This window comes from Streptomyces sp. NPDC059718 (assembly GCF_042733315.1).
Lineage (GTDB): Bacteria > Actinomycetota > Actinomycetes > Streptomycetales > Streptomycetaceae > Actinacidiphila.
Genome location: NZ_JBHWGA010000008.1, coordinates 128,687 through 143,834 on the forward strand (window position 1 = coordinate 128,687; position 15,148 = coordinate 143,834).

General features: G+C 70.8%; 18 protein-coding genes. 10 read left to right on the top strand and 8 right to left on the bottom strand.

What is annotated here, in order from left to right; genetic code table 11:
- Positions 1 to 264: 264 nt before the first annotated feature.
- The 4 genes from ACFV3E_RS12020 to ACFV3E_RS12035 all read left to right on the top strand — a co-directional run bounded on the left by ACFV3E_RS12020 (position 265) and on the right by ACFV3E_RS12035 (position 3,711).
- The gene (locus tag ACFV3E_RS12020) at positions 265 to 1,251 is read left to right on the top strand and encodes a TerC family protein (protein ID WP_500534568.1); all 987 of its coding nucleotides are present in this window, start codon (positions 265 to 267) and stop codon (positions 1,249 to 1,251) included.
- 261 nt (positions 1,252 to 1,512) lie between these two features.
- A complete protein-coding gene (locus ACFV3E_RS12025) occupies positions 1,513 to 1,887 on the top strand; it encodes a nuclear transport factor 2 family protein (RefSeq protein WP_500534569.1) in 375 nt (124 codons plus the stop codon).
- Positions 1,888 to 1,936: 49 nt separating this feature from the next.
- A complete protein-coding gene (locus ACFV3E_RS12030; RefSeq protein ID WP_500534570.1) occupies positions 1,937 to 2,398 on the top strand; it encodes a nuclear transport factor 2 family protein in 462 nt (153 codons plus the stop codon).
- A gap of 77 nt (positions 2,399 to 2,475) precedes the next feature.
- Positions 2,476 to 3,711 (top strand): epoxide hydrolase family protein, encoded by a 1,236-nt coding sequence (locus tag ACFV3E_RS12035; protein ID WP_500534571.1) that lies wholly within the window; start codon positions 2,476 to 2,478, stop codon positions 3,709 to 3,711.
- A 43-nt stretch (positions 3,712 to 3,754) separates the two neighbouring features.
- On the opposite strand, the gene ACFV3E_RS12040 is transcribed toward ACFV3E_RS12035, so the two are convergent.
- Together ACFV3E_RS12040 and ACFV3E_RS12045 are read right to left on the bottom strand one after the other, a co-directional pair.
- The gene (locus tag ACFV3E_RS12040; protein ID WP_500534572.1) at positions 3,755 to 4,411 is read right to left on the bottom strand and encodes an FMN-dependent NADH-azoreductase; all 657 of its coding nucleotides are present in this window, start codon (positions 4,409 to 4,411) and stop codon (positions 3,755 to 3,757) included.
- A 101-nt stretch (positions 4,412 to 4,512) separates the two neighbouring features.
- Positions 4,513 to 5,238, bottom strand: coding sequence for a DsbA family oxidoreductase (locus ACFV3E_RS12045; protein ID WP_500534573.1), 726 nt, complete (start codon positions 5,236 to 5,238; stop codon positions 4,513 to 4,515).
- Positions 5,239 to 5,349: 111 nt separating this feature from the next.
- Between ACFV3E_RS12045 and ACFV3E_RS12050 the strand changes: the two genes are divergently transcribed.
- From ACFV3E_RS12050 to ACFV3E_RS12075, 6 genes are all read left to right on the top strand, one after another.
- Complete coding sequence (locus tag ACFV3E_RS12050; protein WP_500534574.1) at positions 5,350 to 5,781, top strand: winged helix-turn-helix transcriptional regulator; 432 nt, start codon at positions 5,350 to 5,352, stop codon at positions 5,779 to 5,781.
- An 81-nt stretch (positions 5,782 to 5,862) separates the two neighbouring features.
- Complete coding sequence (locus tag ACFV3E_RS12055; protein WP_500534575.1) at positions 5,863 to 7,164, top strand: amidohydrolase family protein; 1,302 nt, start codon at positions 5,863 to 5,865, stop codon at positions 7,162 to 7,164.
- Positions 7,165 to 7,223: 59 nt separating this feature from the next.
- Positions 7,224 to 7,742: a P-loop NTPase family protein gene (locus ACFV3E_RS12060; RefSeq protein WP_500534576.1), complete on the top strand. Its 519-nt coding sequence runs from the start codon at positions 7,224 to 7,226 to the stop codon at positions 7,740 to 7,742.
- A gap of 84 nt (positions 7,743 to 7,826) precedes the next feature.
- On the top strand, positions 7,827 to 8,402 hold the full coding sequence (locus ACFV3E_RS12065; protein ID WP_500534577.1) for a TetR/AcrR family transcriptional regulator: 576 nt from the start codon (positions 7,827 to 7,829) through the stop codon (positions 8,400 to 8,402).
- A gap of 85 nt (positions 8,403 to 8,487) precedes the next feature.
- Positions 8,488 to 9,282, top strand: coding sequence for an SDR family NAD(P)-dependent oxidoreductase (locus ACFV3E_RS12070; protein ID WP_500534578.1), 795 nt, complete (start codon positions 8,488 to 8,490; stop codon positions 9,280 to 9,282).
- 94 nt (positions 9,283 to 9,376) lie between these two features.
- Positions 9,377 to 10,399, top strand: a complete 1,023-nt coding sequence (locus ACFV3E_RS12075; RefSeq protein ID WP_500534579.1) for a methyltransferase — start codon at positions 9,377 to 9,379, stop codon at positions 10,397 to 10,399.
- Between the two features lie 315 nt (positions 10,400 to 10,714).
- On the opposite strand, the gene ACFV3E_RS12080 is transcribed toward ACFV3E_RS12075, so the two are convergent.
- The 6 genes from ACFV3E_RS12080 to ACFV3E_RS12105 all read right to left on the bottom strand — a co-directional run bounded on the left by ACFV3E_RS12080 (position 10,715) and on the right by ACFV3E_RS12105 (position 14,825).
- Positions 10,715 to 11,449 carry an oxygenase MpaB family protein gene (locus ACFV3E_RS12080; protein ID WP_500534580.1) on the bottom strand — a complete coding sequence of 245 codons (735 nt, stop codon included), beginning with the start codon at positions 11,447 to 11,449 and terminating at the stop codon, positions 10,715 to 10,717.
- The gene (locus tag ACFV3E_RS12085; protein ID WP_500534581.1) at positions 11,446 to 12,000 is read right to left on the bottom strand and encodes a hypothetical protein; all 555 of its coding nucleotides are present in this window, start codon (positions 11,998 to 12,000) and stop codon (positions 11,446 to 11,448) included. Before ACFV3E_RS12085 ends, ACFV3E_RS12080 begins: the two co-directional genes overlap by 4 nt.
- Before the next feature lie 230 nt (positions 12,001 to 12,230).
- A complete protein-coding gene (locus ACFV3E_RS12090; protein WP_500534582.1) occupies positions 12,231 to 12,419 on the bottom strand; it encodes a hypothetical protein in 189 nt (62 codons plus the stop codon).
- 320 nt (positions 12,420 to 12,739) lie between these two features.
- Complete coding sequence (locus ACFV3E_RS12095; RefSeq protein ID WP_500534583.1) at positions 12,740 to 13,897, bottom strand: RNA polymerase sigma factor; 1,158 nt, start codon at positions 13,895 to 13,897, stop codon at positions 12,740 to 12,742.
- Positions 13,894 to 14,301, bottom strand: coding sequence for a YciI family protein (locus ACFV3E_RS12100; protein ID WP_500534584.1), 408 nt, complete (start codon positions 14,299 to 14,301; stop codon positions 13,894 to 13,896). Before ACFV3E_RS12100 ends, ACFV3E_RS12095 begins: the two co-directional genes overlap by 4 nt.
- Positions 14,302 to 14,456: 155 nt before the next feature.
- Positions 14,457 to 14,825, bottom strand: a complete 369-nt coding sequence (locus ACFV3E_RS12105) for a MarR family winged helix-turn-helix transcriptional regulator (protein ID WP_500534585.1) — start codon at positions 14,823 to 14,825, stop codon at positions 14,457 to 14,459.
- Positions 14,826 to 15,148 lie beyond the last annotated feature (323 nt).

Genomic DNA, 15,148 nt, shown 5'->3' on the forward strand with positions numbered 1-15,148 from the left:
GTTGGGGCCGACCTCCGGTCGGCCCCAACTCGTGGGTCAGCACGCTTGGCGTAGTGGGCCCGGCACCGTGCTGTGCGCGCCAGGTCGGCCGATGCTCACCGTGGCCGACGAGGAAGAACGGGCCCAGCGGGCACACTTGCGTGCTCCGTGCCCCACCGACCCGAATCGACGCACCCCGACCACGCCCTTCGCCAAGGGAAGTTCAATAGTACGCATTTCACCTCAAATGGTTAAAGGAGTGGCAAAGTCGGGAAGGCGGGCGGTGTGGAGATACCGATCGCCGCCTGGATCGTCCTCATCGCCTTCCTGGCGGTGGTGCTGTTCCTGGACCTGCTCGTCATCCACCGCCGGGCGACCGTGATCTCCCTCAGGGAAGCCGCTGCCTGGAGCGTCATCTGGGTACTGCTCGGCCTCGGCTTCTGCGGTCTGCTGCTGATCTGGAAGGGCCCGGTCCTGGCCGAGGAGTACCTGGCCGGCTACCTCATCGAGAAGAGCCTGTCCGTCGACAACATCTTCGTCTTCGCCCTGATCTTCGGGTACTTCGGCATCCCCGACCGCTACCAGCACCGGGTCCTGATGTGGGGCATCATCGGCGCGCTGGCCATGCGCGCGGTGTTCATCCTGGTCGGCGCCGCGTTGCTGGACGCCTTCCACGCCACCATCTACGTCTTCGGTGCGCTCCTGCTGCTGACCGCGTACAAGGTCCTGCGCCACGGCGCCGCTCAGGGCCACCCCGACCGCAACATCGTCCTGCGTGCGCTGCGGCGCGTGGTCCCCGTGACGGAGCGGCTGTACGGCCAGCGTCTGCTGGTCAAGGTGAACGGGGCCTGGGCGGTGACGCCCTTGCTCGCCGCCCTGGTCGTCATCGAGACCACCGACGTCGTCTTCGCCGTCGACAGCATTCCGGCGATCTTCGCGGTCACCCAGAACACCTTCATCGTCTTCGCCGCCAACGCCTTCTCGCTCCTGGGCATGCGCGCGGCCTACTTCCTCATCAGCGGCGCCGCCCGCCGGTTCCGCCACCTGCAGACCGGCCTGGGCGTCATCCTCGCCGGAGTCGGGGTGAAGCTCCTGCTCACCGATGTCTACAAGGCTCCCGTCTGGGCGTCACTGAGCTTCATCATCACCGTTCTCGTGATCACCTTCGCCGTCTCCTGGCACGACACCCGCTCCACCGCGTGCCCCTGCGATCAGGGCACCGGCCCCCGAACCTCGTCCGATGCCCGCAGTGGCGCGTCGGCACCCCGCTAGCCGCGTTTCCGCAGAACCCCGGCGACTGGCCGGCCCGGTACCCCGCCGGCGTGCCAGGCGTGCCGTCGCTACCGCCTGGCGGGAAGGGCCGGATCCGGGGGTGCTCAGGTCTGGACCGGGTGGTCCGCATCTCGTTTTTTGGACTTGCGGGTCCAATTTGTGCCGTCGATGCTGGCGGCAGACAGCAGATGGACCAAGCGGTCCAATCTGCTCCCGGGCGCCGCGCGCCCCAGCGCGTGCGGCGGGAAGCGAGGGAATTCCATGTCCGTCGACCACGACACTCTGGTCCGCACCTTCGTCGAGGCGTTCAACACCAAGGACCCCGACCGCCTGCTGCCGTTCCTCCACGCCGACGTCGTCTTCCGCAACTACGGCGACGACGAGATCCGGGGCCGGGACGCCCTGCTGGAGATGTGGCGGAACGTCTTCGGCACCTTCGAGCAGGTCAGGTTCGAGACGGTCCACCAGGCCGTCAACGGCGACATCGTCATCGCCGAGCAGGTCCACGGCCTCGCCCTTCCCGGCGGGCCACTGGCCCCCGTGATGAACATGGCCGTCTACGAGGTCCGCGACGGCAGGATCGCCGCCTGGCGCGACTACACCAACCCCGACTACGCCCGCTCGCTCCTCAGTTGAGCCACCGACCGCTGGCGGGCGACCGTCCCGAATCCGCAAGGAGCACCACATGAACGACGTCGAACGCCTGACGACGATCGAAGAACTGCGCCGCCTGATGGCGCGGTACGTCCGCTACGCCGACCAGAAGCGGTGGCAGGACCTGGCTGGCCTGTTCACTCCCGACGGCACGTTCACCCCGCGCAAGCCCGACGGTTCGGTGTGGCTGCGGATGACCGGTCGTGAGGAGATCGCCGCCACGATCGGCGGGAGCAGCGGTCCCGACGACGTCCTGGTCCACCACCTGTTCTCCGACGAGATCGACGTCGAGTCGGCGCCCGGCGCCGCCCGCGGCACCTGGTCGATGGAGGACCTCATCACCCGGCCCGAGGACGCCGAGGTCAACCCGGACTTCCCGTTCAAGGGCATGCACGGTTACGGCCACTACCACGCCCGCTTCATCAGGACCGGCGACACCTGGTACATCGCCGAACTCGAGCAGACCCGGCTGCGCCTGGACTTCAGTTACTGACGGTGTCCCCCTCCCGGGGCACCGCACCTTCCCCCCCTTCAGCACCTGCCCCACCTTCCCGAGAAAGCAGCGCACCCATGACCGACAAGAACACGGTTCCGTCGCCGGAACGCTTCACCATCGACGTGGCGCAGGACGTCCTGGACGACCTCACCGACCGCCTGAGGAAGACCCGCTTCTTCGACGACCTGGACAACGAGGAGGAGTACTACGGTGTCGGCACCGCCTACCTCAAGCCGCTGGTCGAGTACTGGGCGGAAGGGTTCGACTGGCGCGCGGCCGAGAAGCGGCTGAACGGGCACGAGCAGTTCACGGTGGAGATCGACGGCACTCCCGTCCACTTCGTCCGCAAGCCCGGCAAGGGCCCGAGCCCGACCCCGTTGCTGGTCCTGCACGGCTGGCCGTGGCCCGGTGAGTTCAGCTACCCGCTCCTCGACCCCCTGGCGGACCCCGCCGCCCACGGCGGCGACCCGGCCGACGCCTTCGACGTCATCATGCCGACCCTTCCCGGCTTCGCCTGGTCCACCCCCCTCAGGCGGGGCGACCTGAACTACTGGAAGATCGCCGACATCCTCCACACCCTCATGACCGAGGTGCTCGGCCACGAGAAGTACGGCTCGCTGGGCTCCGACTATGGCGCCCTGGTGACCAGCGCCCTGGGTCACAAGTACGCCGACAGCCTCATCGCCCTTCACTTCGGCCACGACCTGCCGCCGGGACTGTTCCAGCACGACCGCTACTGGGACCTGACCATGGGCCAGCCCATCCCCGCGGACGCCTCGCCCGAACTGCGGGCGGACATCATGAAGTTCCACTCCACCTACGCCTCCCACGTCGCCGTGCACATGCTGGACGCGTCGACCCTGTCGCACGGTCTGAACGACTCCCCGGTCGGCATGCTCGCCTGGCTGCTGCAGCGGTGGAAGAAGTGGAGCGACAAGAACGAGGACTTCGACGCCGTCTTCTCCCGGGACTTCGTCCTGACGCAGGCCACCGTCTTCTGGGTGACCCAGTCCATCGGCACCTCGATCCGCATGTACCGCAACACCGTCCGCCACCCCTGGACGCCGTCGCACGACCGCCGGCCGGTGGTCGAGGCACCGGCGGGCTTCACCTTCCTGCTCGGCGACGTCTACCCGCCCGGTGTCCGCACGGTCGAGGAGCGCATCGCCGCCTTCGTTCACGGCCCGTCCTACGACTCGTTCAACGTGGTCAACGTCAACGCCCACCCGAAGGGAGGTCACTTCGGCCACTACGAGAATCCCGAAGCCTACATCGACGACGTCCGCGAGACCTTCCGCAAGGTGCGCTGACCCCCGCTGCCCCGCACGGGCAGCGCGTCCTGGACGGACTTGGTCAGGTGGCCGACCGGGTGGCGGTGAGCGCGGCGACCTCCACCGCCTGACGGCGCGCCCGCGCGTGCGCATCCTCCAGTGAGGTGCGGTGCTCGGGGAGCAGGTGCCCGAGCGACGGCACCGTGGGCGCATAGGTCAGTTCGGGCGTGATGGGGCGGACGTCCAGGGCCATCAGCCGCGGATCGCCGAGGATGGTCTGCAGCGCGGGGATCAGGAAGTCCTTGCCGTGCTGGGGCGCGCCGGGACCGTAGCCGCCGCCCCTGGCGGAGACGACGACGGCGGGGCGGCCGGCGCTGGGGGCGGGGCCGGGCAGCCCGATCGTCCTGCCGACGATCATGATGTGGTCCAGCCACGCCTTGAAGACCGACGGCATCGCGTAGTTGTAGAGCGGTACGGCGAAGAGGTAGGCGTCGGCGCCCAGGAACTCCTCCACCAGCTCGTCCTGGAGCCGGGCGGCGGCCTTCTGCTCGGGGGTGTGCTCGTCGGCGGGGGTCGTACGGGCCAGGATGCCGGCCGCGTCCAGGTGGCCGACGGGGTCGAGCGCGAGGTCGCGGCGGACGACGCCGCCGGTCCAGGCGGCGGTGAAGGAGTCGGCGACCCGGCGGGAGACGGAGGCGTCGCCGGAGGCCGAGGCGTCGATGCGCAGCAGGTAGGACATGGTGGTGACTCTTTCGCTGTGGTGCGGGTGTGCGGGTGTGGTGGTCCGCCGGCCGGGTTCCGGCGCGCGGGTGTGGGGCGGGCTCCGGTGAGCCCGTCTCGTCAGGGCGCGGGAGGCCGGGGGACCGCACAGCCGTCCGGGCCGCAGGCGGCCGCGCCCGCTCCGCCGAGGAACTGCAGCGGCCGGGGCTCGGGGTGCGCCGCCTCCCAGGCCCTGGTGATCGCGGCCAGGAGCTCGTCGATGCCGACGGCGCCGGGGATCGCGTACCTGCCGTCGAGGATGATGAACGGCGTCCCGCGTGCCCCCAGGCGCTCGGCCTCGCGTTGGTCGGCGTCCACCCGGGCCCGGTAGCGCCGGTCGCGCAGCGCCTCGGCGGCCTCGGCGCGGTCGAGGCCGGCTTCGGCGGCGAAGTCGAGGACCTGCTCCCGGGTCCACAGCTCGCGCGCCTGCCCGAAGTGGGCGCGGAACATCGCCGTCCACACCTCGCCGCCGCGCCCCCGGTCGGTGGCGAGGGCGAGCAGTTCGTGCGCGTAGTCGGTCGGCCCCAGCGTCCGCTCCAGCGCGTGGTAGGGGTCCAGCCCCTCGTCCCGGGCGGCGCGCTCGATCGGCGCGAAGATCTGCTCGCGCCTGGACGCGGAGATCCCGTGCTTCTCCAGGAGCCGCCGCTGGGTGATGCCCTCGCGGGGCAGGTCGGGGTGGAGCTGGAACGAGTGGTGCACGATCCGCACCTCGCCGGCGTGCTCGAAACGCTCCAGCGCCAGCCGCAGCCGGTTGTCCGCCAATCCGCAGTACGGGCAGACGATGTCGGACCAGAAGTCGATCTGCATGGTGGGCCCCTCTCGAAACTCACTTTCTGTTCGTAGCCTCACTCTGCATTAGTGTGAGAAGCGATACAAAAGGCACATTGATGTGCGTGGGTCGTAGGAGAGGCGGCGGACGTGGGCACCGGCAACGGGATGCGGCAGGGACGCACCAACGTGCGGGCGAGCGTGCGGCGCGCCCCCGGCCCGTGCGCGCACTGGGGCGACGGGGACGCGGACTTCATCCGCGAGATCCTCGACCTGGTCGGCGACAAGTGGAGCGTGCTGATCATCGGCACCCTCTCCGACGGACCCGTGCGCTACTCCGACCTCGCGCACGCCATCCCGGGCATCTCCCAGCGGATGCTCACCCTCACCCTTAAGCAGCTCCAGCGCAGCGGCCTGGTCGACCGGACCGCGTACGCCGAGGTGCCGCCGCGCGTCGAGTACTCCCTGACCGGGCTCGGCACCTCCCTGCTGTCCACCGTGCTGGAACTGGCGGCCTGGTCGGCCGAGCGGCACGCGGAGATCCGCCGCCACCAGCAGACCTACGACGAGCGGACCGGGTAGTGGGGGCGAGTTGACCTCACATCGCGTGACGCTCTAGCGTCCCGCCCCTGACACCAAGCGCATCCGTTCGGGAGGGGCCGCGTGACCGAAGCAACGGCGATCGTCAACGCGAGGGTCTTTGACGGCACCCGGCTGCGGGACTGGACGTCGGTCCGGTTCGCCGACGGCATCATCACCGACTGCGCCACCGGTCCCACTGTCCAGGACGGCGACGAGGTGATCGACGCGGAGGGCGGCACCCTCCTGCCGGGGCTGATCGACTCGCACATCCACCTGGTGCCCGGCGCTCTGGCGCAGGGGCTCACCTTCGGTGTGACCACTGCACTGGACATGTTCAGCCAGGCCGACGTGATGGCCGTGGCCAAGCAACAGGCCGGCGCGCGGCCGGACGTCGCCGACGTGCGTTCCGCGGGGATCGGTGCCACTGCTCCGGGCGGGCATCCCTCGGCGATGTACGCCCCGTTCCCGACCTTGACCGGCCCGGAGCAGGCCGAGCAGTTCGTCGCGGACCGCGTCGCCGAAGGCTCGGACTACGTGAAGATCTTCGGCCCCTCGGGCACGGCGGGTCCACGGACGACCCCGTCTTTGGACCTGGCCACGATCGCCGCGTTGACCGAGGCGGCGCATCGTCGCGGACTCGTGGTCGTCGCGCACATCCACTCCGTGGCCGGGATGGGCGAGGTCGTGTCCGCGGGCATCGACGTCATCGCGCATGTGCCGGTGGACGGTGAACTGGACGGAGCCCTGGCCGGGCGGATCGCCGAGGCCGGAATCGCGGTCGGCCCGACGCTGGCGACCATCGAGAACGTCCTGGGCGAACCGGGCGGGGCAGCTGTGGCCGGCGACCCCCGACTCGCCGCGGCACTCGGGGACGCACAGGCGCGGCGGCTGACCTCTGGCGCATCAGGGCGGCATGGGCGAGCGATGCCGCCCTATTCCCGCGCTGAGGAGAACGTCGGCCGCCTGGTCGACGCGGGCGTCACGATCCTGGCCGGCACCGACGCCCCGAACCCGGGAACCGTGTTCGGGGCAAGTCTGCACCGGGAACTGGAGCTGCTCGGCCGCTGCGGCATGACGCCCGCTCAGGCGCTGAACGCCGCGACCGCCGCTCCGGCACGAGTGTTCGGCCTCGCCGACCGCGGGCAGGTCGCACCCGGTCGGCGCGCGGACCTCATGCTCGTGTCCGGCGACCCGTTGACCGACATCACCGCGACCCGGGCCATCGAACGGATCTGGCGGGCAGGCGTCCTGTGTGACCGACGTGCGTTCGTCGCCGACGCGGCCGAGGCGGAAGAACTCGACGCCTTCGACGCCCGGGTCGCCAAGGTCGTGGCGGCCGTCCGTGATCGCCGGTACGGCTTCGATCCGAACAAGGCCGGCTGACGCGTCACGAGCGTCTGCCACTGCCCGCACCGCGGCGGCCCCGGGTAGGGTGCACGTTCGTGGAACGGATCTTGGTGGTGGGCGCCACGGGCGCGGGCAAGTCCACGCTCGCCCGTGCGGTGAGCGGTCGACTGGGCCTGCCGTACCACGAGATGGACGCGCTGTACTTCAACGGCCCCGGCTGGGCGGTGAACGGCGCGTTCACCGAGGACGTGGCGGGGTTCGCCGCCGGGCCCCGCTGGGTGGTCGACTCCCTCGGCTACCCGGAGGTTCGTGACCTGCTGTGGGGGCGGGCCGACACCGTGGTGTGGCTGGACTACCCCAGGCGCGTCATCATGCCGCGCGTCCTGCGCCGGTCCGTGCGGCGCACCGTCACGCGCGAGGCGGTCTTCGGGGGCAACAGGGAAACCCTCACCGGCTGGCTGAGCCGGGAGCATCCTGCCTGGTGGTCCTGGTCCCAGCACGCGGGCCGTCGCCTCGAGATCGAGCGCCGGGTCGGCGATCCGCGCTTCGCTCCGCTGGACACCCTCCGCTTCGCCCACCCCGACGAGACCGCGGCCTGGCTGGCATCCCTCTGAGCCCGGTGAGGACCGCAGCGGGCGAGACGGCCCCCGGAACGTTTACTTTATTGAGCAATCCAGAATCGTGCTAGGCTTCCGGGCATGGGACGGATCAGGGAGTTCGACGTCGACCAGGCGGTCGACCGCGCGATGGACCTGTTCTGGCGTCGCGGCTACGCCGAGACCTCCCTGCAGGACCTCCTCGACGAGCTGTCGATCGGAAGCGGCAGCTTCTACGCGGCTTTCGGCTCGAAGGAACAGCTCTACCTCCGGGCCCTCGAGCGTTACTCCGCCCTCCAGGCGGACGACCTCGTGAAGATCCTCGAGCACGCGACCGAGATCCGGCCGGCGGTGCGACAGGTTCTCGTGGCCATGATCGAGGCGGACCTGACCGATCCGTCGCGGGGTTGCCTCGTCGTCAACGCCGCCACCGAGTGCGGCAGCCGGCCCCCGGCGGCCGAACGTGTCGTCGCGGCGATGCGGCAGGTCGAGTCGTCCCTGGCGGGGGCCCTGGAGCGGGCCAGGTCGCGGGGTGAGCTGGCGCCGGACAAGAACCCGGTCGAGCTGGCCCGCTTCCTGACCACCTTCGTCCAGGGCCTGCGGGTCGTCGGCCGGGCGCGTCTTGGGCGGTCCTTCGTCGAGGACGCCCTCGCGGTGGCGATGCGCGCCCTGGGCTGACCACGGGCGGGCTCCGGCGCACACCGTGTGGGCCGGGTTCCCGCTTGCCGTAATTCTGTATTGATCACTCCACAAAGGATTCCTCATGGAACTGCACCTCAAGAACAAGGTCGCCGTCGTCACCGGAGCCAGCAAGGGCATCGGCCTGGCCGTCGTCGAGGCGATGGCCCGCGAAGGCGTCCGGGTCGTCGCCGGCAGCCGCAACTCGACACCCGAACTCGACGCGCTGGCGACCGCCTACGACGTCACCATCGTGCCCGTCGACCTGGCGACACCGGAGGGGGCGCAGACCCTGGTCCGCCGCGCGGCGGAGCGCCACCAGCGGATCGACATCCTCGTCAACAACGTCGGCGCCGCCGAACCGCGCGGCGGGTTCCTCGAGGTCACCGACGCCGAATGGCAGCGGATCTTCGACCTGACCTTCTTCAGTGCCGTCCGCGCCAGCCGCGCCGCGCTCCCGCACCTGGCCGAGGCCGAAGGCGCGGCCATCGTCAACATCAGCTCCATCAACGCCCGCACGCCCTTCCCGATGGTCGTGGACTACTCGGCCGCCAAGGCCGCGCTGACCAACCTGAGCAAGTCGCTGTCCGAGGAGTTCGCGCCGAAGGGCATCCGCGTCAACGCGATCTCCCCCGGCCCGGTCCGTACCCCGTTCTGGACGGCCCCGGGCGCCTTCGCGGACGCCACCGCCGCGGCCGCCGGCACCACGGCGCAGGAGGCCCTGGACGTCGTGGTCCCCCAGAGCATGGGCATCACCTCGGGCCGGATCACCGAGCCGCAGGAGGTGGCCGACCTCACCGTCTTCCTGGCCTCGCCGGTGGCGGGCAACATCAACGGGGCCGAGGTGCTCATCGACGGCGGCCAGATCAAGACGCTCTGAACCCGGGGCGCGGCCCGTCCCGCCCGGGTCGGCGGTGCGAGACCGCGACAAGCGACCAACCTGAGAAACCGTTGTTGAGTGAGTGGAGATACATGTGACCGTCGACGAATCGATCACCCCCGAGCCGATCCTTCAGCTGGGTCTGGGATTCATGGCCTCGAAGACACTGCTGAGCGCGGTGGAGCTGGAGATATTCACCGTCCTGGCCCGGGGCGGTCGCGATCGCGCGTCCCTCGCCGCCGAAGCGGGCCTCCACCCCAGGTCCTCCGCGGACTTCCTCGACGCCCTCGTGTCGCTGGGCCTGCTGGACCGTGACGACGACGGTGTCTACCGCAACAGCCCCGCGTCCGAGGTCTTCCTGGACCAGGCCAAGCCCTCCTACATCGGCGGCATCCTGGAGATGGCCAACGCCCGTCTCTTCGGCTTCTGGGACAACCTCACCGATGCCCTGCGAACCGGCACCCAGCAGAACGAGGTCACGCACACCGGAGCCCCCTTCTTCGCCACGCTGAGCCAAGACCCCGTCGCGTGGCGCAACTTCCTCAACGGCATGAACGGTGTCAGCACACCCCTCGCCGGGGCACTCGCCGCCGACTTCGACTGGACCGGCCGCCGGCACGTGGTCGACCTCGGCGGCGCTCTGGGAGCCGTACCCGCGGCAGTGCTGCGATCCCACCCCGAGACGACCGGAACCGTCTTCGAACTTCCCCCGGTACGCCCGGTCTTCGAGGAATTCGCCGCCGCGCACGGCCTGACCGACCGCCTCTCCTTCCATGGCGGCGACTTCTTCTCCGACCCCCTTCCCCCGGCCGACGTCTACGTCATGGGGCAGATCCTCCACGACTGGAACCTCGAACAGCGGCAGTTCCTGCTCCGCAAGGCCTACGACGCCCTGCCCGAAGGCGGCACGCTCATCGTCTACGACGCCATGATCGACGACGGCCGACGGCACAACACCTACGGCTTCATGGTGTCGCTGAACATGCTCATCGACACGGAAGCCGGCTCCGAGTACACCGTCGCCGACGCGACCGGTTGGCTGGCGGCGGCAGGCTTCTCCAGGACGGAGGCCCGTCCCCTCATCGGCGGCTACACGGCCATCTACGCCACCAAGTGATCTGCCGCCGGGCCTGTCCCGGCGTCAGTTCACCGACCCACTCCATCCGTTCCCGGCGGCGATGTGCACGGCGCCCTGGTGCAGGTCGAGGCTGTGGGGGCCGGTCGGCGGCGCGGATTGGGCGAGTACGCCCGGGCCATGGAAGGCAGCGGTGCGAAGGCGGAAGGCGCGCGGGCCGGTGCAGCGGTGCGGAGTCGCCAGGGTGCCGAGGGCTCGTCCTCGTCCGTGCCGGGTGGCAGGGCGAGTTGCAGCCGTGCGGTGGTCGGACGCTCCGATCCGTACTCGGTGTGGGTCGGCCGGCCACCGCGTGGGCACTCAGGGGGACGCGCCGTCGCGGCCCAGGTACCGGCGAAGCAGGCGCCCGGCCAGCGCTGTCGTGCGGGGCCGGTCGGGGATGCCCAGGGCCGTGCCGGCCGTGCCCATCAACGCCTCGGCGAGCAGCGGTCCGATCCCGGAGAAGGGGCCGGGCAGGCGCTCCGTGAAGACCTGACGGGAGGCGCCCCACAGCGCCAGGCCTTCGGGCGTCTCCCGGAAGAAGCGCTGCTCGTAGGCGTCCTGGGCGTCGGCGAGCTCGCGGTACGTCGCGGGGATCGGCCGGATGCCCAGCCGGTGCCCGACCAGCGTGTAGAAGGCATGGGCGGACTCCTCCTCGGCCGCCGTGGGGCGGCGCGGCCCGTAGGCGGCCATGAACCGCAGCGGGTGGACGCAGAAAAGGCCGAGCACGTAGACGAAGGCGTCGTTGTCGACGGGCAGTTCGCGGTGGACGCGGCGCAGGCGCTCCAGGACCTGGGCGGACGCCTCGCCGTCGGGTCCTTCCTCGATCAGCTGGAAGAGGGCGGCCCCGGTGGCCTTGGCGCGCACCATCGGCTGCCCGGTGATCCTGCCCGTGGACATCAGCACGCGGGCGATGGACGGCACGGCGAAGCACCGGTAGAAGGCCAGGTTCAGGCCGAGCTTCCAGGCCCGCGGGAACGCGCGGGTGAGAGCCTGGTACTCACTCCAGACGGCCTCGCCGGCCGCCTGGGTGCTGTGCGGGCCGGAATCCCTCACCTCTTCAGGGTCCTCCGCCACTCCACTTCCTCGGCGGGGACCGGTGCCTGGATCCTGTACACGTCGCCGACCCGCAGATTGTCGGGCGTGCTGTACTCGCCGTAGGTGCCGATGACCGAGACGGCCACATGGGAACCGGGCTGCCAGAACGTATGGAAGTACGGGGCGTTCGCCGGGAGTTCGGGGATCTCCAGCAGGGGGACACCGCGCCGGTCCAGCAGGCGCCGGAGCTTGTCGAAGCGAAGCCTGGGAGTGAACCTGCCGTACATGGCGCGTATTTCGTCGTTGACGAGCGTGCCGCCCCCGAACGCCAGCCGGTGCACCTGCATGCTGAAGTGGTGCCCCGACCAGGGGTCGCCGGCGGCATTCCGGCCCCAGTAGAACTCGACGAGGCCGTAGTCACGGCACATGCGGAGGGAGCCGAAGGCGTTCTCGGCGAAATCCGGGCCGAGGACCTCGGTCGCGCGGTCGGGGGAATCCGCGGGGTCCACGCCCAGCACGGTGCCGGTGGTGATGACGTCCATGGAGAAGGCCAGGGAGTACGGCGTCACAGGCTGATCCCCGATGCGGTGTGTGCGGCGTGACGTGGGGAGACCCTACTCCACCACGGCCGCCGCACCACCAGGGGCCGGAAGCGACGAACGGGTCCTCGCCGCGATGGAGCGGCGGGGACCCGCGGATGGCGATGAGACCTCGACAGGTCAGCGGGTGGCACCGCCGGCCTGGAGAAGACGCATTGCGTGTGGGGTGGCGTCCGCGCTGTCAGCTGCGGGAGTCACCTTCAGTCACCGTAGTCGCCGCCGCCGTCACCGTCGTCGCCCCCGCCGTCGTCGTCGCCCCCGCCGTCGTCGGCGACCACGGAGACCGTGCTCTGAGGGTGGTCGGCCGCGACGGCGGCCGACGTCGAGCCTGCCGCTCCGGCCAGTGCGGCGGCGGCAGCCACGGTGGCGATCAGTGTCTTGCGCCTCATGATGGCGTGTCCTTCCGTGCATGTCGGTAGTTGCCACGGTCGCCCGGCGCGAGAGCAACGCTGAGGTACTGAAGAGACCATCAATGCCGCCCGGAACGAGCCGGCACACCGGCCCCCGGCCTACGAGGGCCTCCGGGCTCCCGTGGATGGATCGGCCACAGCCCATCGCGGGCAGCGGCCTGCAGCCACAGCCCCGTTCCGAAGGCCCATTCGGCACGTGCGGAAACGGGGCCTATCTCCAGAGTGCGCCCATGTCGGCCGAGATTCATCCCGGCACCGGTTCCCGGGCCGGAGCACCGGGCTACCGCATCCACCTACCGTCAGCCACCACGGCGGGAGTTGAGGCGGGCGGCCTGGCGCGTCAGATGGTCGCGCTCGGCGAGGTTGGGTGCCTTGCGGGCCGCCTCGGCGTACAGCCGTGCCGCCGTCGTCAGGTCGCCGTCGCGCTCGTGGAGGTGGGCCGCCACCGCGGTGTACCGGGGAAGCGAGTCGTCCAGCGTCGCGAGCGCCGCCAGCCCGGCGCGCGGTCCGTCGGCCTCGCCGACGGCGACCGCGCGGTTGAGGCGGACGACCGGGCTGTCGGTCAGGCGCGTCAGCTCGTCGTACCACTCGACGATCTGCACCCAGTCGGTCTCCTCGGCGGTGGGCGCGTCGGCGTGCAGTGCCGCGATGGCGGCCTGCGCCTGGAACTCGCCGAGCCGGTCGCGGGCCAGTGCCGCCTGCAGGATCCCGACGCCCTCGGCGATGGCCCCGGTGTCCCACCGGCCGCGGTCCTGTTCGGCGAGCGGCACCAGGCTGCCGTCGGGCGCGGTCCGGGCGGCCCGCCGGGCGTGGTGGAGCAGCATGAGGGCGAGCAGCCCCGCCACCTCGGGGTGGTCGATCGCGGCCGCGAGCTGCCGGGTCAGGCGGATGGCCTCGGCGGCGAGGTCGACGTCGCCGGAGTAGCCCTCGTTGAAGACCAGGTAGAGGACGCGCAGCACGGTGGCGACGTCGCCGGGCTGGTCGAACCGCACGCCGGAGACGGTGCGTTTGGCCCGGCTGATGCGCTGCGCCATGGTCGCCTCGGGCACCAGGTAGGCCTGGGAGATCTGGCGGGTCGTCAGCCCGCCCACGGCGCGCAGCGTGAGCGCGACCGCGGACGAGGGCGTCAGCGACGGGTGGGCGCACAGGAAGTACAGCTGGAGCGTGTCGTCGGCCGCGGGCGTGGGCCCGGGGTCCGGTTCCCGGTCGACGAGGTCCTCACGGCGGCGGCGGGCGGTGTCCGCCCGCGTCGCGTCCAGGAACCGGCGCCACGCCACGGTGACCAGCCAGCCCTTGGGGTCCCTGGGCGGGTCGGCCGGCCAGACGCGGACGGCCTCGACCAGCGCGTCCTGGACGGCGTCCTCGGCCGCCGCGAAGTCGGCTCCGCGGCGGACGAGGACGGCGAGGACGCCCGGCGTGAGGCTGCGGAGCCGGGCCTCGTCGATGGGGGTGGTCATTCGGTGATGGTGGGCGGGGCGGCGTGGAAGGGGCGGAGTTCGAGCCATTCGTGGATGGGCCTGCCGCCGGCGCCGGGGGCGGCGGAGAGTTCTCCGGCGAGTTCGACGGCGCGGTCGTAGGTGTCGACGTCGATGACCATCCAGCCGGCGATGAGGTCCTTGGTCTCGGCGAAGGGGCCGTCGGTGACGGGTGGGCGGCCTTCGCCGTCGTAGCGGACCCAGGTGCCTTCGGGGGCGAGGGCCTGGCCGTCGACGAACTCGCCGGTCTTCTCCAGGCGGGCGGCGAAGTCCTGCATGTACTGGACGTGGTCGGAGATCTCCTGGGGCGTCCACTGGTCCATGCACACGTCGTTCACGGCGGCCGGTGCGCCGCGGTAGTGCTTGAGGAGCAGGTACTTGGCCATCGTGGTTCTCCCTGGTGCCGGTGCGACCCATTGTGGCCGCCTTCACCCCGGGGACGGAGCCGGCCACGGGTTCTCGACATCACCGCCCAAGATTCTTCCGGGGCTCGTCGACAGGCCTCGGTGTGCCCTGCTGACGACCGCTGCGGGTGCACCGGTCACAGGACGAAATGCCGGCGCAGCCGCTCGTGTGCGGCCCGCTCGGCGTCGGTGAACCTGGCACGTCCTGCTTCGGTCAGGGTCACTTCGATCGTTCTGCGATCTCCGGTCCCACGACTGCGTTCGACAAGTCCTGCCGCCTCCAGGCCTGTGAGCAGGGAGGCGATCCGGGTCCGCGTCTCACGCAGGAGTGCCGACAGCCGCGTCAGGGGCACGGGCCGCCCCTCGGCCTCCGCGAGGGCACCGAGAATGAGGTAGTCGTGGAGCGACAGGCCGTGCGTCGCCCGCAGTTCGCCGTGCAGCAGACCCAGGCTCCACAGGATGGGCGGAGGTTGCCGTGTGGCGGTGGCCGGATGGCGGTCGGTCATGCTTCTTCCCCGGGGTGGGTTCACCGGCCGCGAGCTCGCGGCCCTACAGACATAACCGGGCTTGCCCACGCAGCTGATGGCGGGCGGGGGGACAAGAAGCCCTCGGATCAGGACACCGCGTGGTGCGTGCGCGCTCCGTGACGCGGCGACGGGCGGCCCGCGGGCGGCCGCCGGGCCGATGTCCTGATGTGAGGCCGCCGTGGCACGCAGGACCGTCCGTTCCCGTGCCCTCCCGGATCTACCGTCGTCAAGGCGATGGGGCCGCACAGGTCGGTCCGAGCGGCGGGTGCATCCGCCGACGGCACAGCGGCATCGATGAGGAG